The following is a 20098-nucleotide window of genomic DNA, read 5'->3' as shown; positions in this document are numbered from 1 at the left end:
ATGAGTAAGCTTAAGATGCTCGGATATGCGCTGCTGTGCGGGGGACTGCTGTTTTTGTTCTCCATTATTACGGAGTTATATAAGTTCATTTTTTCGTTGCTCGCGCTTTACTTGGGCATTCGTTTCCTTAAAGCGACCGATTCCCGAGGCATGAAGATTGCCTTCTTCGCGTCAGCGATTGGTTTTTACTTTGTATACACTTTTTTTTACGCCGTGTATTTGTACCTGCAGGAGCATCCGTTTCCAACCTCGTAGCCTTCAGCCTTATGCTGAACCCATTAACCGTATTCCGCCTTTTTCATCGCGCGGGGTACGGTTTTTTCGCATAACTATTGGCGTCAGACGTGTCGTCCTTCTACAACTTGTTTGCACTCGGAAGGCATAAAGAGAGCGCCGTCACAATATGATTTTAATAAACGTTCGGGTGATGCAGATATTCAAGCTCCTTCGCATCACGGTCAGTCACATCATACTGGGCGCTGGAATATACTGCTCATGAAACGGCTGCTGATGGTGCAAGCCGGGAAATATGCTGATGAGGCGGCTTTGGCGGAGCAAAGCCCGGAGGGAGGGTTCAGGATGAAGTTTTACACAATCAAGCTTCCGAAGTTTCTAGGTGGGTTCGTGAAGGCGGTACTGAATACATTCAGCAAAAACTAAATCGCATGCACGCATACGGATGGGGCGTCTTGCGAGCCTGCCCGAGCGTCTCTGTTCGTTTCCCGAGACGTTCTCTGGAGGAGATAGAACGATCGCGCTAGACGCGAGACAGGCGGCCGGCGACAGACAGGCATGACCACGACCTAACGCCGACCGCGGCTGCTCGAGGAAGATCGGCTGCGGGGGCCTGAGTCTCGTTTTCTTGTCTAAGAAAACGTTAAAAAAGCACCTGAGCACAGGTGCTTTTTGTCTGCAAGCGCAGCGTTACACGCGAGTTACTTTACCGGATTTCAAAGCACGAGCGCTTACCCAAACGCGCTGCGGCTTGCCGTCCACGAGGATGCGTACCTTCTGCACGTTCACTCCCCATGTGCGCTTCGCCTTGTTGTTGGCGTGGGATACATGGTTACCGGAGCGAGGGCTCTTGCCTGTAATAAAACATTTGCGGGACATCTATGACACCTCCTTAAAGCTATCGCGCTTCCAAAACATACTTAACTATAATAGCATAGCGAAAATATTCCGTCAACGCAATGGTTCTGCAGCTGTTTATTTATTTCTTGTGACAGTTATAGTACAATGTATCGTAGTCCATCGCAATTCAATTTAAAGGAGCGGTCTGAGGATGGCTATCGAGATGGCTTCACCTTATGGGAAAATTTTTGTAACAGAGGCGGTTGTAGCGGCAATTACCGGTTCGGCGGCATTGGATTGCTACGGCTTGGTCGGCATGGCCTCGCGCAATCAGCTGAAGGACGGGATCGCTGAGCTTCTCCGTAAAGAAAACTTAAGCCGGGGCATTGAGATTCATCGCGATGAGAACGGCATACTGGCCATTGATCTATATATTGTTGTGAGCTATGGCACGAAAATTTCGGTCGTCGCCCACAATGTGCAGACGAAGGTGAAATATGTACTCCGCGAGGTGGCAGGTCTTCAGGTGGAGACGGTCAACATCTTTGTTCAGGGTGTGCGGATTGCACAGTAATCCAACAGCAATACATAAAGGCTGCGGCAGCGAGTGCGCCCGGGTACCGGGCGCTGGCATGGAGCAGGAAGGGGAATGGTCTTTTTGAGTAAGCGCTTTATCGAATGGAATGGATACGATTTTATCCGGATGGTGGAGGCTGGGGCGCTCCGGCTGAAGCAGAACGTTGACCGGGTGAACGCCTTGAACGTGTTCCCTGTTCCCGATGGGGATACAGGCACTAATATGAATCTAACGCTGACCTCCGGTGTCGAGGAGCTTCGACGCAAGCCGTCCGAGCATCTCGGCAAGGCGGCGGAGGCGCTCGCGAAGGGGCTCCTGATGGGCGCTCGCGGCAACTCGGGCGTCATACTGTCCCAGCTGTTCCGCGGCTTCGCCAAGGCGGTCACGGACCTTCCTGCAGCGAATGCTGAGCAGGTAGCTGCTGCGTTCCAGAACGGCGTCGACATGGCCTACAAGGCGGTCGTGAAGCCGGTGGAGGGCACAATTCTGACCGTGGCGAAGGAGTCGGCCAAGCAGGCCGTGACGACCGCCAAGCGGCAGAAGGACATCATGCAGGTGATGGCGGAACTGCTGCGTGCTGGTCAGGATACACTCAACCGTACACCGGACATGCTGCCGGTGCTCAAGCAGGTCGGCGTCGTTGATTCCGGCGGCCAAGGCTTGATGCTCATCTACGAGGGCTTCAAGGCGGCGATGGACGACGAAGCGGGCCTTGAGTTCGAGACGCCTGCGGATATGCCGTATATCGCCTTCGGCGCGGTACAGCCGATTGACGAGCTGCTGGAGCCTGTGCAACAACAGAGGGCGCAGGGTGTGACCGTCCACGGTGGCCATGAGCCGCGCAGCGCGCAGGCGCATCTGGCTACGGAGGACATTGAATACGGCTACTGTACGGAGTTCATGGTGACGCTCAATCCAGAGAAGACGGCTGCGCTTCCGTTCAATGAGCTGCAGTTCCGCGAGGAGCTGTCGGCGCATGGCGACTCGCTGCTGGTCGTGGCGGATGACGACCTCGTGAAGGTACACATTCATGCGGAATATCCGGGAATGGTCATGAACCATGCGCAGAAGTATGGGGAGCTTAGCCGGATCAAGATTGAGAATATGCGCGACCAACATACCCACATCCTTGAGATGGATCATAGTCAAGGCTACGCAGCTGCACCCTATGCGGCAGAAGCTGCGGTAGAGGAGACTGGCGGTATGGATCAGGTGAGCGGCTCGGCTGCTGTGGCTCCAGAGCAGGAGCTGAAGCGATACGGCTTCGTAGCGGTATCGGCCGGCGAAGGGCTGACTGGCATCTTCACCAGCCTTGGCGTTGACCGTGTGCTGCACGGAGGCCAGACGATGAATCCGAGCACGGAGGACATTGTGAAGGCGATCTCCGAGGTGGCTGCACGTACCGTGTTCGTGCTCCCGAACAACTCGAACATCATTATGGCCGCACAGCAGGCCGTCGAGCTTGTTGATGACAAGCAGGTGATCGTCATTCCGAGCAAGTCGATTCCGCAAGGCATTACAGCTGTCATCGCCTTCCAGGAGGGCGCCGAGCCGGACGAGAATGACGAGCAGATGCGCCAGGCGCTGCAGCAGGTGCAGGCCGGTCAGGTGACGTACGCGGTGCGCGATACGCAGATGGACGGCATCGACATTAAGCAGGGCGATTACATCTGTATTCATAACAGCCGCATCGTCGCTTCAGGACCGGATCTGACCGCTTCATGCCAGACGCTGATCGACAGCCTGCTGGCGGACGGGGCGGAGATCTTGACGCTGTACACCGGAGCGGAGGCGTCGGACGATGTGACGCAGCAGCTGTCCGCGTACGTCGAAGAGGCGCATCCCGATGTGGAAGTGGAAGTGCATGAAGGCGGGCAGCCGCTGTACTATTATATTATTTCGGCTGAATAGCGAGTGCTGGCCGCGCTAGCGGCATGGTTGTCTAATCTGTATATAGGGAGGGCTTCCGATGAGCCAAGTTCGTATCGTGACCGACAGCACGTCCGACATTCCGGCGGAGCTGCGGGAGGCGCTAGGCATCGAGATGGTGCCGCTTAAGGTGTTGTTCGGCTCCGAATCGCTGCGCGACGCCGTCGATATTACGGCAGACACGTTCTACGATAAGCTGGCGCAGTCACCTGCACTGCCCACGACGTCGCAGCCGTCCCCGGCTGAATTCGTCGAGGTGTATAGAAGACTGAGCGAGCCGGATGGCGCGTCCATCCTCTCGATTCACCTGTCCTCGGCGTTCAGCGGAACGTACCAATCGGCGCAAATTGCGCGCACGATGGTCGAGGATTCGGCTGACGTGACCCTCATCGACACGAAGTCCGCCTCGTACGGCTTCGGTCTGCTCGTCGTCGCGGCTGCCGAGGCAGCGCGTCAAGGCAAGAGCAAGGAGGAGATCGTCCAGCTCGTGGAGGAGCTGCGCCAGCGCAAGCAGGTGTACTTCATGGTGGACACGCTGGAATATTTGCAGAAGGGCGGCCGCATCGGGAAGGCGGCGGCGCTCGTCGGCTCGTTGCTCAACATTAAGCCGATTCTCTCGATCAGCGAGGAGGGTCTTGTCTATTCCGTCGATAAGGTGCGCGGCACGAAGAAGGCGCTCAGCCGCATCGGCGAGCTGCTGAAGCAAGACTTCGCGGATACGCCAGTCCATCTCGTGTTCGGCTATACGAAGAACAAGAGCGATGTGAGCGAGCTGCAGGCACAGCTGGAAGCGGCCTTCCAGGTGAAGAGCGTCTCGTATACGCAGATCGGCTCTGTTGTCGGCGCTCATGTCGGCCCTGGGACGATCGCGGTATTCGCTTATCCGGCTTAGGAGTGAGTGAGAATGTCGATCGATGTGTACACCGTTCCGGTGCAGCAGGTCGTCGGCGTGAAGGGGAAGAAGCTCGAGGAGCTGCACGCGCTTGGGGTGACGAGCGTCGGGCAGCTCTTTGACTATTATCCGTTCCGCTACGAGGACTACACGCTCCGGGACTTAAGCGAAGTGAAGGACGGCGACCGCATTACGGTCGAGGCTAAGGTCGTCGGCATTCCGCAGCTGCAGATGTACGGCCGCACGAAGTCTCGTCTGACGTGCAAGCTGGTGGCCGGCGATCGGTGGTTCATTACGGCGGTATGGTTCAACCGGCACTATATTAAGGACAAGCTGATCGCAGGCAGTGACATCATCATGACGGGCAAGTGGGATCAGAAGCGTCAGCAGCTGACGGTGACGGAGGTAGAGCTGCCGGGGCAGAGCGCCTCGCAGACAGGGACGCTGCAGCCCGTCTATTCCGTCTCAGGCTCGCTCACGCAAAAATGGCTTCGCCAAACGATGAAGCAGGCGCTGCTTCAGTTCGGCGAGCTCATCCCCGAGGTGCTGCCGTCTGAGCTGCTGCGCAAGTACAGCCTGCTGCCGCGCAAGCAGGCGATCGCGCTGCTCCATATGCCTGCGAGCGTCGCAGACGGGCAGCGGGCGCGGCGGCGCATGGTATACGAGGAGCTGTTCCTGTTCCAGCTCAAGATGCAGGCGTACCGCGCCGTCAACCATAAGCGGGCGGACGGCGTCGCCCACCCGGTCGATCTGCCGGCGGTGCGGGCGTTCGTCCGCGCCTTGCCGTTCACGCTGACCGATTCGCAGAAGAAGGTCATCGCGGAAATTCTCGAGGACCTGCAGAAGCCCGCGTGCATGAATCGGCTGCTGCAGGGCGACGTCGGCGCAGGGAAGACGATCGTGGCCGCCGTCTCGCTGTTCGCCGTCGTGAAGGCGGGCTACCAGGGGGCGTTGATGGTGCCGACGGAAATTCTCGCCGAGCAGCATAAGCGCTCACTCGAACGGCTGTTCGAGCCATACGGTATTCAGACGGCGCTGCTTACGGGCAGCTTGACCGACCGCCAGCGGCGCGATGTGCTCGGCTCGATGCAGCTTGGGCTCGTCGACGTCGTCGTCGGGACGCACGCCTTGATTCAGGAAGACGTCTACTTCCGTCAGCTCGGGCTCGTCGTGACGGACGAGCAGCACCGGTTCGGCGTCAACCAGCGCAGCATTTTACGGCGCAAGGGGATGAACCCGGACGTGCTGACGATGACGGCGACGCCGATTCCGCGCACGCTCGCCATTACAGCATTCGGCGATCTCGACGTCTCGACGCTGCGGGAGCTGCCGAAGGGGCGCAAGCCGATCAAGACGTACGCAGTACCGCATTCGATGCTGGAGCGGGTGCTCGGCTTCATTCGGCGCGAGGTCGATGCCGGGCGACAGGCGTACGTCATCTGCCCGCTCATTGAGGAGTCGGAGAAGCTCGACGTGCAGAATGCGATCGATGTGCATGCGCAGCTGCAGTTCGCCTTCCCGGCGTACCGCGTCGGGCTGCTGCACGGGCGGATGAGCGCGTCCGAGAAGGATGAGATGATGCGCGAATTCAGCGAAGGCCGCGTCCACGTGCTCGTCTCGACGACGGTAATCGAGGTCGGCGTCGACGTGCCGAACTCGACGCTCATGATCGTGTACGACGCGGACCGGTTCGGCCTGTCGCAGCTGCATCAGCTGCGCGGGCGCGTCGGACGGGGCGAGCACCAGTCGTACTGCGTCCTGATCGCCGATCCGAAGAATGAGGTCGGCAAGGAGCGGATGAAGGCGATGACGGATACGAACGACGGCTTCGAGATCGCTAGGCGGGACCTGGAGCTGCGCGGTCCGGGCGACTTCTTCGGCACGAAGCAGAGCGGCGTGCCTGACTTCCGTCTCGCAGATATGGTGACGGACTTCGAGGTGATGGAGCAGGCGCGCGACGATGCGGCTGAGCTTGTACGAGGCACGGACTTCTGGACGGGAGCCGTCTACGCGCCGCTGCGGAGCTATTTGCAGCGCGAGCATGTGTTGGACAACGAGATGCTGGACTAATTCTTCATTCGATTATTACAAAAAAGGGACACATGACCAAGCCCTCCATCATAGACTAGGAATGAGTCTATGAACAGAAGCATTGCGGGAGGTGCTCGGCATGAGTTATTCCAAACACGGCTTTGATCCCGTTCAGGTGGAGCGCATCAAGCAGAAGATGAAGCATTCGGAGACGAAGGAACGGGTGAAGATGATTTTGCAGGGCGTGACGAAGGCGGATTTGCAGGACCGGACGAAGGTTCGCCGCTTTGTCGCGATGCTGACGAAGGCGCTCGGGGAGAAGGTCAGCGACCAGCAGGCGGAGCATCTGGTCAGCTTCGTGATCTCGCAGAAGATCGATCCGAACAATACGTTTCATCTGATTAAGCTGTGGACCATGTTTCGCTGAGGCGAGCATGGTTTTTTTTCTTACGTATGGATTGTCAGCATCTGTCGGATCGGTCTATAATTTAGCATACATAACAGTGGGCTGGGAGGAGAAATGGACATGACGACGCATTCGACGAATTCGGACAAGCCGCGGTGGTCGCGGCGTAAGCTGCTGGCGGCCATGGGGACGGCTGCGGTCGGCTTCGCGCTTGGGGCAGAACGCGGTGCAGGCGCGGCTCAAGCATCAGCGGCTTCGGCAGCGGGCGCGGGCCTTGGGACAGGTTCGACCGCACCTTGGTTCAATGTGAAGGACTACGGGGCGAAGGGGAACGGCTTCCCACACGAGGATGATGCGCAGGCGATTCAGACGGCGATCTTCGCGGCAGGGCGCGGTCGGTTCGGCGGCACGGTGTACATCCCGGCTGGCAAATATACGCTCGGCAGCAGTCTGGTGCTGATGTCGAACGTACGCTTGCTCGGTGAGGGGGCAGGGGTGACGACGCTCAAGCTGGGGCGCATCGGTATTCCTGTCGTACACGGCAACCAGGTGAAGCATGCGGCGGTCGAGGCGCTCAGCTTCGAGGGGCTCGGCACGCTGTCGACAGACAGCTCACAGCTGACGGAGCGGGGGGTGGAGCTGAAGGACAGCGAGCATACGCATGTGCGCGGCTGTCTGTTCGAGATGATCGCGGGCGGCGTCTGGCTGAAGGATTGCCGGCACGTGTCGGTAACGGACAGCACGTTCTCTACGCTGTTCACGTCGGACAACCCGTACCACGGGCACGGCGTGTATATGGAAGGGGGCGAGCAGCTCGAGGTTCGCGGCAACCGCTTCCGCAAGCTGGAGAAGGCGTGCATCTACGCGGCGGCCGGCTGCTCGTATTCGACGATCGCAGGCAATGAGGCGGAGCTGTGCAACGATACGCTCGTGACGGTGTCGTCGCCGCTGAAGCGGTGCGCGTACTTGCGGATCGAGGGCAATACGGTGCGGGCGTCCGGCCTCGGCAAGGGTGAGTCTAGCTGCAAGCACGGCATTCTGGTGCGCTATTACTGCACAGACAGCGTCGTGGCGGGCAATGCGGTGTCGCGTGCCGCTGCTGCGGCTATTCGGCTGGAGGGCGACGCTGCGGCGGAGACGGAGCGGCTGGCGGGCAACGTGATCGACGGCAACAAGCTGGACGATAGCCCGATCGGCATCGAGCTTGTGAACAGCGATGCGAACCGGGTGAGCGGCAACGACGTGCGTCGGATAGGTGTCGGCATCGAGCTGACGACGTCTGGCGAGAAGGGCGGCTCGATGACGCGCGATAACGTCGTGACGGGCAACACGCTGTTCCGCTGCACGGAGGCGGGCATTCGGGTGGCGACGGCCCGCTGCGCGGACAATGCGGTGTTCGGCAACGGCGGAGCGGGTAACGGTGAGGCTATCGTGGATAAGGGCAAGGGAACGGTGCGGAGCGGGTTCTGAAGTGGGTCTAGCGCTTAGGCCGTGTTGGAGATGGCGTTCAGGAGAGGGAGAATGAGATAGATGAAGCGAGTATGCGTGTTTACCGGGTCGAATCCGGGCAATCATGAGCACTATAACGCGGCGGCTGTACAGCTAGGCGAGGCGATTGCCGCTCGCGGCTGCGAGCTGGTGTACGGCGGCGCGAGCCTAGGCCTGATGGGCAGCGTCGCGGATGCTGCGCTGGCCGCAGGAGGCCGGGCGATCGGCGTCATGCCGCGCGGGCTGTTCCGCCGCGAGATCGCGCACATGAGCCTCACCGAGTTCCATGAGGTGGAGGGGATGCACGAGCGCAAGGCGATGATGGCGAGCCTGTCCGACGCGTTCATCGCGATGCCGGGCGGCCTCGGCACGTACGAGGAGCTGTTCGAGGCGGCGTGCTGGTCGCAGATCGGCATCCATGCGAAGCCGATCGGCCTGTTGAACGTGCGCGGCTTCTACGAGCCGCTGCTGGAGCTGCTGCGCCATACGGTGCGCGAGGGCTTCATGCGCGAGACGAGTCTGAGCCTGTTCCTCGTCGAGTCCGACCCTGCGCGGCTGCTGGAGCGGCTCGCGGCCTATACGCCGCCGCAGGGGGCGGCTGTGAGGTAGAGGCTGTGGATGGCGGCGGAGCTTGGGGTGAGCCGATGAGCGGCGGGATCGCTCGGGGAAGCGGGCGAGGCGGGGAGAAGGGTGGACAGACTCGGAGACTCGGACACACACAACACACACACCGGAGATTCGGAGGTAAGCTCATGAGCGGAGGGCATGGTGGGCGTAGTGGGCGTAGTGGGCGTATGAAGCTCGGCTGTTTGCACGCGCATTACTCGAATATTGCGTATATGGAGGCGGCTGTCCCGGCAGAGCGATTCGAGCTCGTTCACTTCGTCGAGCCGGGGCTGATCGGTCTGCTTGGCAGGCTGGAGGCGGGGGCTGGTGGAGTGCGAGGCCGCGGCTGCGGCTCGGGCGGTCCGAGCGGTGCAAGGGCGGCGGGCGGAGTGGAAGCGGTGGCCAGTAAAGCCGGGGCGGCGGACGTAGTAGAGGCGCAGACTTGTGGCGGCGCGTCGATGAGTGCGGTGGAGGCACAGGCTGGTGGAGCGATGCTGCCGCCTGCCCTGGACGCTCCATTCACGATGGAGCAAGCGAGGGTGAAGGCGGCAGAGCAGCTGCGGTGGATCGTGCAGACAGGCGTGGACGCGGTGCTCGTCACGTGTACGGCGTATGCGGCACTGCTTGCGGACGAGCAGGCGCGGTGTCCGGTGCCTGTCGTGCTGCTGGACGAGCTGTTGTTCAACAGCCTCGTACGTATAAGCGGGCCGCAGCTGCTGCTCTTTACGAATCCCGGCACCGTGGAGGGGACGCTACGCAGGCTGCGCGATTACGCCGCAGCCCGGCACGTGTCGCTCGATCAGCTCGAGGTGCGCGTTATAGACGGCGTGTTCGAGCTGATCCTGCAGGGGCGCAAGGCGCAATACGTCGCCGAGGTGGCCGCTGCTGTGCGCCGCTTACTGGAGGCCGAGCCTGGCAAGGCCGTCTCTGTTGCGCAGCTGTCGATGGTGGACAGCGCCCGGCTCGTCGAGGACGAGCTTGGCGTGCGGATCGGTGGTCCGCTGGCGGGGCTGCGGGAGTGGCTGGAGGAGTTTGTGGGAGAAGACGTGCATGACGGGGAGCGGATTGCGGAATGGAAGGGTTGAGGCTGAGGTAGCTTCATAGCGGCAAACGTATGTTCACGAACCCGAGTGACTTATTAAGGTGCCCAGTGCCGGGGCCTCAGACTACCCCTCCAAAGCGATTTTGAGGAAGTGAATTGTACAGACCACTCTGCGCCATCGCATCGCGGCCGGACCTATGGTCTGTGAAATTAACCGTAAACTATCTTGGAGGAAGATTTATGGATGTTTTAATTAAAACACTATTAGGTACGACGTTGATACCTGCTATTCTTTTTGTGTTTAGGAGTTTCACAAGTAATAACTTTGATAAATTGTTTATGCTTAAATATCAAAAATCCTTACATAATACTTTCATGTCGGTTTTTCTTTTTATTATTTTTATTGCGTATGGAATTTTCTTTGCAGCAATTTTTGCAAAAATCAAAGATTATCCGGTCATGAATTCATTGATTCCCCTTTTGCTAATCGTATTTTCTATTTGTCTCTTGATTACTGTGTCACTCTGTTTGTCTAAGAGAATAAAGGACAAGAAGTTGAAGAATTCATTTTTGTTTTCAAGAAAATGGGCAAACGCTTTACTGTTCCTTACACTTTCTCTTAACATATTCATATTCTCAATTGCACTGTATGAGATCTATGCCATAGAGGATACGACGAAAATGTATAGACCAGTATGGTGGGGTAATCTTGCATATTGCATTATTTTCTTTTTTGCTTTATTTTACGTTCTAATAAAATCTAACTTGTATCTACAAGGAATCAGTAAAAGGGAGTGGGGGTATGTTCTATCGCCAATTCCAAGTGGTATTGAAGAAAAGCACTTATATGTATTATACTCACTTAATTCTACAACTCTTGTCCTATCAGATGATCCAACCAATAAAGAATATCCTAGAAGTGTGTATTTATTCGATACAAGCAAAAAATCTTATATATGTTTTAACAGAGTACTGAATCTTAAAAATAGTGGTTAATTTGAATGAAGAAGTGACTGAGAGCATATGAGGCAGCATCCACCCATCGGGCCGGCAACCCTAACTGGGTTCTTAAAATGCTAGAATCCTGGATTCCCGAGCACTCATAACGAGGATAGGCGGGTCAATCCCAAGGCTTGCGTAGATCTCTTCTTCGTCGATTTAATCATGCTAGTGCTCGCACTGGTCTTCTCCATGATCTTTGCGTTCAACAGGGCGCGGAAGCCGCTGTCCCGAATGAAGGCTGTATTGCAGTCGCTCGGCTTCGGACTTGTGCTGTTCGTGGTGGCTGCGCTTGTTGCGTTTATCTTTTTCACCGATCCGCTGAATCTGCTCGTCGTCTGGATCATCTACGGGGCGGCTTACGTCGTCAGCAGCTTGATTCATATCGCAATTATTGTGTATAAGAAACGCGGCACGCCTTGAGGACTCTCGTCTTCGAGGTTTTTTTGTGTGCAACCCCAAAATTTTCCCTGTTGAAATGCGAATACTTGTTCGGTATTCTATATATAATAGGAACAGGTGTTCTTGAAAAGAGGGGAAAGCGAATGGCCCGTAACGGAGAACGCATCATTATGCTGGCGGACTGCCAGTCCTTCTATGCGAGTGTGGAGAAGGCGGCTTATCCCGAATACCGCGATCAGCCGGTCGCTGTGGCCGGAGATCCGGCGCGCCGCAGCGGCATCGTGCTCGCTGCCTGTCCCATTGCGAAGGGCTTCGGGGTGACGACGGCGGAGACGCTGGGCGAGGCGCTGGCGAAGTGTCCGCAGCTGGTCGTCATGCGTCCGCGCATGCAGACGTACCTCGACGTATCGCTGCTGATTACGGAGACGCTGGAGCGGTTCAGTGACCTCGTGGAGCCGTTCAGCGTCGATGAGCAGTTCATTGATATTACCGACTCGTGCCGACTGTTCGGCTCGGCAGAGGAGATCGCTCGGCAGATGCAAGCGCGCATTATGCTGCAGACGGGTGTATGGGCGCGCGTCGGCATCAGCTCGACGAAGGTGCTGGCTAAGATGGCGTGCGATATTTACGCGAAGAAGAATGAGAGCGGCGTCTTCGTCCTGCCCCGCGCCCGCGTCGGGGAGCTGCTGTGGCAGCAGCCGGTGGGGAAGATGTTCGGGGTGGGGTCGCGGATGACGGCGCATTTTGCCCGGATGGGCCTCCATACGATCGGGGACGTCGCACAGCTTCCGCTCGCGAAGCTGAAGGAGAAGCTGCGCATGCGCATGGGGCGCAACAGCGACATTCAGGCGGAGGTGTACTGGCGCACGGCGAACGGGATGGACGACAGTCCGGTCAGTCCGGATACGTTCGGGCTGAGGCAGCAGGCGATCGGCCATCAGATGACGCTGCCGCGCGACTACCAGCGCAAGGAGGAGATTGACGTCGTGCTGCTGGAGCTGAGCGACGAGGTGTGCCGCCGCTGCCGGTCGAAGGGGTATGCCGGGTGGGTCGTGTCTGCGGGGGCGCAGGGGGCGGATTTTGACCGACCGAGCGGCTTTTATCGTCAGATGAAGCTGCATGACCCGACGAATCTGACCCGCGAGGTGTATGAGGCGGCGAAGACGCTGTTCTACAAGCATTGGGACGGGCTGCCGATCCGCAAGGCGGGCGTGACGCTGTCGCAGCTGACCGATGCGGGCGAGTACCAGCTGACGCTGCTGGATGATCGGGAGAAGACGCGGAAGCTGGAGCGGACGACCGATCAGATCAAAAGCCGCTTCGGCACGACGGCCATTCTCCGCGCTTCGTCGCTGCTGCAGGCCGGGCAAGCACGGGAGCGCAGCATCAAGATCGGAGGTCACTACAAATGAGCAAGAAGCTGCACAACAACGGCCTCTGGGAATCGAGCCGGATGATGCTGCCCGAGCATCGCGAGGCGCTCATCGAGCGGCGGAAGTCGAAGCAGGACGAGGCTGGCGTGGAAGGTGCTCCAGTTGCCCGTCCGAACGTGCCGACGCAGGAGGAGCTGGCGTGGATCCGCAGCAGCGCGCTGCTGCCGATCATGCTGTCGATTGTCGAGAACAATCTGCAGACGATCCAGACGTCGTCGTATCCGCTCAAGCGGCTGTACGTGAGCGCGACGCATCTGCTGATGGATGCGATCCACGCCGATCTGGCGAAGGTGCGCAAGTCGCTGAAGCAGCGCGGCATCAAGGTGTTCGAGGATGAGAAGATCGACGGGGCGATTCGTTACCGGTTCATCTGCCGCGGGTATGAGGACAGCTTCGTGATGCTGCGCGACATGGTGCGCGCCGAGATCAGCGTGAGGCTGTCCGATTATATTGGAGGCATCTTCCAGCGGCTGGGCGCGGCGGAGGCGGTCAAGACGGCGGGGAAGCCGGGGGAGTAGAGAACGGTACAGCTAGCGCGTGTCTGCAGGGGATCGTCTGTCTGTTAGGACAGACAGGTTGTACTTGGCGACGATGGGCGTGATGAATAACTGTGGAGCCAGAGAGTTAGGGAGCAAGAGTGTCAGAGGCTCGGGATGGAGCTGGAGTCGGGTCGTCACAGGGTACGTGACAGTGCGTGTCAGTGGCTGTCAGCTTGTGTGCGTTCGGCACAGTTCGTCTCGGTACGTCTCAGCCGTCACAGCTCGTAATAAGTCACGGCGCAACGTGGCCCTCTTTCTTGATCGCAACTTTTCTCCAGCTGCGTGCGTCTAAGCTTTGAAGGTGTATTTTCGTGGAAATGCAGGTGGTCCTGCGGAAAAATGAATCTTTCTCCGCGCTCGGCGCGTATGGAAGATGGGTGCAAGAGGCTGTGCGCTCTTGCGGAGCATGTGCAGGGCCTTAGATGAAGCCGAAGGCGAAGAAGGAGGAGACGGGCGATGGCGCGGTTCGAGTATCGCATGTATACGGAAGGGGCGGGTACGTTCCCGGCCTTGTTCCATTATGACCGGATGGCGCTGCATGAGGCGGCGCTCCGGTTTGCGTGCGATTATTGGGTGAAGGAAGGGCGCGTGTACGAGAAGTCTTCGTGCGCGGTGGAGCGGGAGCCGTCCTGCTATGTCGTCTATGTGACCGAGGCGCAGGATGAGCGGACGATGCCTTGGGGAAGACCCGCTACGCTTGGCTTGGGCGGCATTCATGTGGAGCTGAGGGAGTATTGCGAAGGAACGGCGGACTACCGACTAGTGGAGACGCAGCGCTTCCACGATCCGCTCGAGGCGCTGCTGCAGCTGCAGGCGGATTACGTGACGGCGGAGGGCCGGGAATGGCAGCGGACGTCGTCGGAGGTCGACGAGGACCGCGAGACGTACGTCGTATACGCCGTTCCAGTCTAAGGTAAAGTGGCATGGAACCGTCTGGAGGCAGCCGAATTCGAGGCTTGCCATCACAAGCTCGGACATGATGGACACCTGTTAGTTCAGGCTAGAGGAGAGGGAAGCAGATGAAGAGAACAGGCAGCGGGGATCGTGGGAGGAAGCTGGTGTCGCTATTCGTGGCGTCGGCGCTCGTGCTCGGCGGAACGGCCGGATGCTCGGATGATCGGGATTGCATCGACCGGGACCGGGACGGATATTGTGACGGCAGTGGGGGCAGGTCGGGCTACTATTACGGAGGCGGCTCGAGCAGCTCGAGCGGCAAGATTAAGAGCGGGACATCGAGTCCCACATCAGGTGTGAGCAAAGGAGGCATCGGCGGCAGCGGAAGCTCCAGCTCGTAGCAGCTGCTAGACGACGATGTGCATGAGGATCATGACGGGATCAGGACGGAGGCGATGTCACAGGTGCAAGCGAAGCAGCAGAGCGGCGTCCGCGTGACGGCCGCCATGACGTATGCCGAGCGGCGTGAGGCGCTGTATGAGTCTCTGCGTCAGGAAGGTGTGTTCACGTGGGATCGGCTGTACGGGGAAGAGTATGCGCTGGCAGCGCTGGGGGAGATTAGCGCCAGCGAGCTTGCCCAGATGCGCCAGGCCGCAGAGGCGCTCGGACGCATCTACGCGCGAACGGTGCGCATCGTGCAGCAGGGAGAGCCAGAGCTGTGGACGGAGCTCGGCTTGCCTCGGGAGGCGTTCGGTGTGCTGTCGCTCGTATTCGACGATACGGTGCCGACGATGATCGGACGGTTCGACTTCGTCCGTACGCCAGACGGCTTCAAGATGCTGGAGTTCAACAGCGATACGCCGACCGGCATCGTCGAGGCGTTCCATGCGAACGGACGCATCTGCGAGGCGTACGGACGTCTCGATCCGAACGAAGGCTGCAGCGAGCGGCTGACCATTGCGTTCGGCCGCATGCTGGAGCTGTATCGGGCTGCGGGGTACCCGTCGGAGCGTATCGTATTCAGCGCTCTTGGCTGGCATGAGGAGGATGCGGGCACGACGAAGTATTTACTGGAGCGTTCGGGCTTCACAGGGGCCGAATTCGTGCCGCTCGAGGAGCTGCGGGTGATGGACGACCGTCTGCTGGCGCCTCGGGGCTCGTCGGCAGCTGATCACGCCGCAGAGGTGGCTACGGATACTGCGCAGCACCGCGACTCGTCGGCAGCTGTCCGCACAGACGCATCGCAGTCTCAGCCTGCGCCTCCGCTCGAGCCAGTCGACGTGCTGTACCGGCTGCACGCGCTGGAGAAGCTTGCGGAGGACCGCGACGACGATGGCTACCCGACCGGAGAGCATGCGCTGCAGCTGATCGCAGACCGCAAGCTTGCGATCATCAATCCGCCGTCAGGGTTTGCGGCGCAGACGAAGGCGCTGCAGGCGCTAATCTGGAGTCTGCATGAGGCGGGGCAGTTCTACACGGAGGAGGAGCATGAGGCGATCGAACGCTACATGCTGCCGACGTATCTCGAGCCGTGCTTCCCCGAAGGGGTCGCGTATGTGGCGAAGCCGATCTTCGGACGCGAAGGGAGCAGCGTCACGATCTACGGCGCGGACGGTGCTATAGAGGAGGCGAGCGGCGAACAGGAGTACGCATCGCAGCCGATGGTGTACCAGCAATACGCCCAGCTTCCGGCGGTGCAGGTCGATACGCTGAACGGCCCGTTCGAGGGGCGTCTGCTCTGGGGGTGCTTCCTCATTGACGGCAGCGCAGCAGCTGTCGTTGCAAGGGTCGGCGGACGAATTACGGGCAACTTATCTTATTACTTGCCATGCGCGCTCGCAGAGGAGTGGCAGCGGGCAACGAACCTTTGAAGGAGGCAGTCTTATGGAGCAGTTCGGTACAATTATTAATTTTCTTATTTACTTAGGGGTGACGGTTCCGCTTGTGGGTGTGGGCATTCTGTTCTTCAATCTCGTTACGCCGTACAATGAGTTCCATCTGATCCGTGACGCGGGTGACTTGAGCGATCCGGCTAAGGCGGCGGCAGGGAAGGCGGCGGCCTACGACATTGGGGGCAAGCTGCTCGGCCAAGTGCTCGTGCTGGCCTCGGCTGTATACCATTCGGTCGGCATTATCGACCTGATCGTATGGGGGCTGATCGGCATTGCGTTCCAGATCATCATCTTCTACCTGTTCGAGCTGCTGACGCCATTCAAGGTGCTGAAGGAAATTCCGAAGGGCAACGTGTCGGTCGGCATGTTCTCCTTCTTCCTGAGCGTAGCCTCCGGTCTGCTCATGGCCTCGCTGATCAGCTACTAATCGAAGTGAGGGCTGTACAATGGTATTGTTGAAGCGGATTCATCATACGGCCATTATTTGTTCGGATTATGCAAAGTCTAAGCACTTCTACACGGAGGTGCTCGGTCTAACGGTTCAGAGTGAGACGTACCGGGCCGAGCGCAGCTCCTACAAGCTCGACCTCGTTGTCGGCGATACGTACCAGATCGAGCTGTTCTCGTTCCCGGACGCACCTGCCCGTCCGAGCTATCCGGAGGCCAGAGGGCTGCGTCATCTGGCGTTCGAGGTAGATGACGTCGAGCAGACGGCCGCCGAGCTGGCGGCTCGGGGCGTTCAGATCGAGCCGGTTCGCGTCGACGAGACGACGGGGAAGCGATTTACGTTCTTCCAAGATCCCGATGGGCTTCCGCTGGAGCTGTATGAGGGGTAGCAAGTGTTAAGCAAGATCGTGTACGGGGCATCGCTGAGAGGCGGTGCCTCTGCTATTTGCCAAGAGCTCATAGCTGTGCGCTGTGGACGCTTCCTCAGTCGAGATAAAGCAGCTGGATTGTGATGGCGACTGTAAGCAGTTACCAGAGTATGTTAGCAAGTGACATTAGCGAAAGAATAGGAGATGATCGAATGAAGGTGCTTTTTTACTTTGTCGTGACGATGGTGTTGTTCATGCTGCTCGCTACGTTGGCCGGTCCATTGCTCGTCGCTGCAGCTATAGCCGCTATCGTGACATTGCTCTATCTGATCTACGAGGAGCTATGCGTGCTGACGGAGCGGTTCAAGCGGGAGCCGAGGGCGTTGCTGCAGGAGAGAGAGGAGCTGCGGCGGCAGGCGCGAGAGGCGGAGGAGCAGTTCGATTCGAACGATCTGCCGCAATCGAAGGATATTGCCGAGCTTGCCGATAAGCCGACCCGTGATTAAGTGTTGAAAAAAGTTGAGAAAAAGTTGGAAATAACCGGACACCCCTGCTATAATCGAAATTGAAAATCATTATCAATGCATGCCGAGAAGCGGCGTGCTGATTTATACAGGAGCAGGGGGAGTTCAAGTCATGAATGTGCAACGGAAGGCAGAGCGACTAAATTGGACGGAGCTGGAGACGAGATTTGCAGTGCGCCAGCATGATCTCGAGGGGAAGCTGCTGTTCGCGTGCCGAGCAGAGCAGCTGGCCGATCCGGAGACGATGCGGCAGCTGCTGGACATCTACGGACAACGAATCAAGGCGCTGGAGCCTGCTGCGGCAGCGGCGTACTTGGCAGGCTGGTTCGGCTATGCGGCGCTGGCTCAGCTATACAGCTGCTCGATCTATGATACAGCGCTGAGCTTCACACCTGAGCAGCTCGAGCTTCAGCTATACGAGAAGGGGGACTACGCCGTCTTCTCGTTCAAGCTGCTCGGGCCCGAGCTTCAGCAGTCTACTACTCATAAGGAGCCTCCTCCGTCCAGAGCGGAGTGGCTTCAGCAGACATGGGTCGAGCTGTATGGTCGCACGTTGCGACCGATGCTGGAGGCTGCGGCTGCAGCTACCGGAACAGACGTCGGCTCGCTATGGGGGCAGCTGCCGACTCGCTTCAACTACACGGTACCGCTGTGGCTGGAGGAGACGCACGATGAGGAGCTTCAGGCGATCATCAAGGACGATTACCGCAGGCTGTGCCTGGAGCTGCCGGCTGACGTGTTCGGCCGTTCCCGCAATCCACTCGATGTGAAGGTGCGCCTGATCGAGGATATGAAGGACAGCTCGAAGCAGGTGAAGATGAAGAACGCTTGCTGCCTGTACTACCAGACGGAGGGCGGCACTTATTGCTATACGTGTCCGCGCATGACTGAGGCGCAGCGTGCGGAGCGGCGTGCAGAGGCGCGTCTTGCACAGCAGCAGGCTGCCCAGTAGTCGGCAGACTAGGTGGGTTCAACCTGCGCTTGCGCAAGCACGTCCCGAGTTGTGCATCTGTCGCAATAGGCGGTCTGTTCTTCCCATGACGTCATTGTATTTAGCCCTAAGCTTAACCCTAAGCAGCCATATTCGGCGTCGTTCGACGTCCGCTATGGCTGCTTTTTGCATATGCTGTCCATCTATCTCGTAACGAGCGTACGTGTACCGACGATAAGCATATACAACAAAGAAGAAGGCGCGATCGCGCCTCCCTGCCGGTGTTCCCTATGGACTTGACTGAACGAGCCTCCGCCTCAACATCTGTGCCTGAACAATAAGCTTGTCCAGCTGCTCACTGACCGCGAGCACACGGGCGTGCTGGAGGTTCATCTGATAGCTGAGAGCGACGTCGACCAATTCCTGCTTCATGTACTCGATCTGATAGTCGAGCGAGGTAGGTACAACCATAATAAAATCATCCTTTCGGCAGCCTGGCGATCGTGGCGCTATCCAGCAAGCGCGGTAGACCCATAGCTTTGCGCCCTTGCCTTTCGACAAGTTTGCTAGTATCGTGGATGTGACAATTAAGCATATTGTCGAGTAAAGCGCTGTATTTGTCAATAGATGTGCGGTTGGACAATTTTAGCATATCCATTTTTTTTGAGTCTGAACAGGATGGTGACCACTATGAACCGTTATATGTTCGCAGCCCTGCTCATCGTAACGACCGCCCTGATGGGCTCCTCCTTCGTCGTCGGCAAGATCGGGGTGGCGCATATTTCCCCGCTGCTGCTAGCTGGCTTGCGCTTCGTGCTGGCCGGTGGTCTGATGGCTATATTCGTTGTGAAGTATGAGCACCCCAGATGTCTTATCGATTGGGGCAAAATCGCCGTCATCGGCTTGTTCCAGACGGTCGGGGTGATGGGCTGCATCTTCGTCAGCCTGCGGACGATTACGGCGGGAGAGTCATCGATTCTGACGTTCATGAATCCACTGTTCGTCGTCTTGCTGAGCAGCCTATGGCTCAAGACGACATATCGTGCGCTGCAATGGGCTGGCGTTGGGATTGGAGCGTTGGGGATGGTCGTACTCGGCTTGTCCCAATGGAGCAGCGGTACGGCGATCGGCCTGATGGGCGGGATCAGCTGGGCCGTAGCTACACTGCTGGTCAAGCGGTTCGGGTCGTTCTGCAGCATATGGGTGCTGACGGCGTACCAGATGCTATTCGGAGGGCTCGTGCTGACTGGCAGCAGTCTGCTTGTGGAGGATATTAAGCTGTCTATCCATGTCGTATCCGTCACGTCGCTGCTGTACTTAGCAATTATCGGATCGATCGTTCAGTTTGCGCTCTGGTTCTATCTGCTCTCCCAAGGGGACCCGGCGCGTACGAGCGCGTACTTGTTCCTCGCTCCCTTGTTCGGTGTGCTGTGCGGATACTTGCTTCTCGATGAGCCGATCCACGCGGAGACGGCGGTCGGAGCGGTGCTCGTGGGCATGAGTATCTATTGGATTAACCGAGGTGCCCCAGCACGCCCGAGGTAGGTGTTGAATAAGACCGGGACCCGCGATCCGATTGGATGAGCTTGTGCGCTCGGAGATTGCAGGCCCGGTCTTACTTCAG

Annotated in this window: 24 protein-coding genes and 1 riboswitch; of the genes, 22 read left to right on the top strand and 2 right to left on the bottom strand. The window is 58.5% G+C overall.

Annotated features, from left to right (window positions below; genetic code table 11):
* Nucleotides 1-255 carry a hypothetical protein gene (locus tag PAE68_RS13850; RefSeq protein WP_281887776.1) on the top strand — a complete coding sequence of 85 codons (255 nt, stop codon included), beginning with the start codon at nt 1-3 and terminating at the stop codon, nt 253-255.
* 324 nt (nt 256-579) lie between these two features.
* Nucleotides 580-660: a stage V sporulation protein SpoVM gene (gene spoVM, locus PAE68_RS13845; RefSeq protein ID WP_014652194.1), complete on the top strand. Its 81-nt coding sequence runs from the start codon at nt 580-582 to the stop codon at nt 658-660.
* Nucleotides 661-924: 264 nt separating this feature from the next.
* Here spoVM and rpmB read toward each other — a convergent pair whose 3' ends face one another.
* Nucleotides 925-1113 (bottom strand): 50S ribosomal protein L28, encoded by a 189-nt coding sequence (gene rpmB, locus PAE68_RS13840; protein WP_281887774.1) that lies wholly within the window; start codon nt 1111-1113, stop codon nt 925-927.
* Between the two features lie 172 nt (nt 1114-1285).
* On the opposite strand from rpmB, the gene PAE68_RS13835 reads away from it, so the two are divergent.
* From PAE68_RS13835 to PAE68_RS13745, 19 genes are all read left to right on the top strand, one after another.
* A complete protein-coding gene (locus PAE68_RS13835; protein ID WP_281887773.1) occupies nt 1286-1648 on the top strand; it encodes an Asp23/Gls24 family envelope stress response protein in 363 nt (120 codons plus the stop codon).
* 75 nt (nt 1649-1723) lie between these two features.
* On the top strand, nt 1724-3562 hold the full coding sequence (locus PAE68_RS13830) for a DAK2 domain-containing protein (RefSeq protein ID WP_281887772.1): 1839 nt from the start codon (nt 1724-1726) through the stop codon (nt 3560-3562).
* A gap of 58 nt (nt 3563-3620) precedes the next feature.
* Complete coding sequence (locus PAE68_RS13825; protein WP_281887770.1) at nt 3621-4472, top strand: DegV family protein; 852 nt, start codon at nt 3621-3623, stop codon at nt 4470-4472.
* 12 nt (nt 4473-4484) lie between these two features.
* Nucleotides 4485-6542 (top strand): ATP-dependent DNA helicase RecG, encoded by a 2058-nt coding sequence (gene recG, locus PAE68_RS13820; protein ID WP_281887768.1) that lies wholly within the window; start codon nt 4485-4487, stop codon nt 6540-6542.
* 100 nt (nt 6543-6642) lie between these two features.
* Entirely contained in the window at nt 6643-6930 is a 288-nt protein-coding gene (locus PAE68_RS13815; protein ID WP_281887766.1) for a stage VI sporulation protein F, read from the top strand.
* A 99-nt stretch (nt 6931-7029) separates the two neighbouring features.
* Nucleotides 7030-8379 carry a right-handed parallel beta-helix repeat-containing protein gene (locus PAE68_RS13810; protein WP_281887764.1) on the top strand — a complete coding sequence of 450 codons (1350 nt, stop codon included), beginning with the start codon at nt 7030-7032 and terminating at the stop codon, nt 8377-8379.
* A gap of 60 nt (nt 8380-8439) precedes the next feature.
* Nucleotides 8440-9006 (top strand): LOG family protein, encoded by a 567-nt coding sequence (locus tag PAE68_RS13805; protein ID WP_281887762.1) that lies wholly within the window; start codon nt 8440-8442, stop codon nt 9004-9006.
* 143 nt (nt 9007-9149) lie between these two features.
* Complete coding sequence (locus PAE68_RS13800) at nt 9150-10088, top strand: aspartate/glutamate racemase family protein (protein ID WP_281891196.1); 939 nt, start codon at nt 9150-9152, stop codon at nt 10086-10088.
* Nucleotides 10089-10285: 197 nt separating this feature from the next.
* Nucleotides 10286-11041 (top strand): hypothetical protein, encoded by a 756-nt coding sequence (locus tag PAE68_RS13795; RefSeq protein WP_281887760.1) that lies wholly within the window; start codon nt 10286-10288, stop codon nt 11039-11041.
* A 237-nt stretch (nt 11042-11278) separates the two neighbouring features.
* Entirely contained in the window at nt 11279-11467 is a 189-nt protein-coding gene (locus tag PAE68_RS13790; protein WP_281887758.1) for a hypothetical protein, read from the top strand.
* Between the two features lie 122 nt (nt 11468-11589).
* On the top strand, nt 11590-12858 hold the full coding sequence (locus PAE68_RS13785) for a DNA polymerase IV (RefSeq protein ID WP_281887757.1): 1269 nt from the start codon (nt 11590-11592) through the stop codon (nt 12856-12858).
* The gene (locus tag PAE68_RS13780) at nt 12855-13397 is read left to right on the top strand and encodes a YhjD family protein (RefSeq protein WP_281887756.1); all 543 of its coding nucleotides are present in this window, start codon (nt 12855-12857) and stop codon (nt 13395-13397) included. The genes PAE68_RS13785 and PAE68_RS13780 overlap by 4 nt, the downstream gene beginning before the upstream one ends.
* Before the next feature lie 477 nt (nt 13398-13874).
* The gene (locus PAE68_RS13775; protein ID WP_281887754.1) at nt 13875-14330 is read left to right on the top strand and encodes a hypothetical protein; all 456 of its coding nucleotides are present in this window, start codon (nt 13875-13877) and stop codon (nt 14328-14330) included.
* Between the two features lie 107 nt (nt 14331-14437).
* Nucleotides 14438-14713, top strand: a complete 276-nt coding sequence (locus tag PAE68_RS13770) for a hypothetical protein (RefSeq protein WP_281887752.1) — start codon at nt 14438-14440, stop codon at nt 14711-14713.
* 54 nt (nt 14714-14767) lie between these two features.
* A complete protein-coding gene (locus PAE68_RS13765) occupies nt 14768-16183 on the top strand; it encodes a glutathionylspermidine synthase family protein (RefSeq protein WP_281887750.1) in 1416 nt (471 codons plus the stop codon).
* 13 nt (nt 16184-16196) lie between these two features.
* Nucleotides 16197-16631, top strand: a complete 435-nt coding sequence (locus PAE68_RS13760; protein WP_281887748.1) for a DUF350 domain-containing protein — start codon at nt 16197-16199, stop codon at nt 16629-16631.
* 19 nt (nt 16632-16650) lie between these two features.
* A complete protein-coding gene (gene gloA2 / locus PAE68_RS13755) occupies nt 16651-17040 on the top strand; it encodes an SMU1112c/YaeR family gloxylase I-like metalloprotein (protein WP_281887745.1) in 390 nt (129 codons plus the stop codon).
* 191 nt (nt 17041-17231) lie between these two features.
* Entirely contained in the window at nt 17232-17525 is a 294-nt protein-coding gene (locus tag PAE68_RS13750; protein ID WP_281887744.1) for a hypothetical protein, read from the top strand.
* 130 nt (nt 17526-17655) lie between these two features.
* Nucleotides 17656-18495 (top strand): (2Fe-2S)-binding protein, encoded by an 840-nt coding sequence (locus tag PAE68_RS13745; protein WP_281887742.1) that lies wholly within the window; start codon nt 17656-17658, stop codon nt 18493-18495.
* Between the two features lie 267 nt (nt 18496-18762).
* Here PAE68_RS13745 and PAE68_RS13740 read toward each other — a convergent pair whose 3' ends face one another.
* The gene (locus PAE68_RS13740; protein ID WP_281887740.1) at nt 18763-18945 is read right to left on the bottom strand and encodes an aspartyl-phosphate phosphatase Spo0E family protein; all 183 of its coding nucleotides are present in this window, start codon (nt 18943-18945) and stop codon (nt 18763-18765) included.
* Nucleotides 18946-18959: 14 nt separating this feature from the next.
* Nucleotides 18960-19052: riboswitch (cyclic di-GMP riboswitch) on the bottom strand.
* Between the two features lie 112 nt (nt 19053-19164).
* Here PAE68_RS13740 and PAE68_RS13735 point away from each other — a divergent pair.
* Nucleotides 19165-20019, top strand: a complete 855-nt coding sequence (locus PAE68_RS13735) for a DMT family transporter (protein ID WP_281887739.1) — start codon at nt 19165-19167, stop codon at nt 20017-20019.
* Nucleotides 20020-20098 lie beyond the last annotated feature (79 nt).

The organism is Paenibacillus sp. YYML68 (genome assembly GCF_027923405.1).
Lineage (GTDB): Bacteria > Bacillota > Bacilli > Paenibacillales > NBRC-103111 > Paenibacillus_G.
Note: the sequence above shows the minus strand (reverse complement) of the source record. Positions and strands in the feature narration are given on the sequence as shown.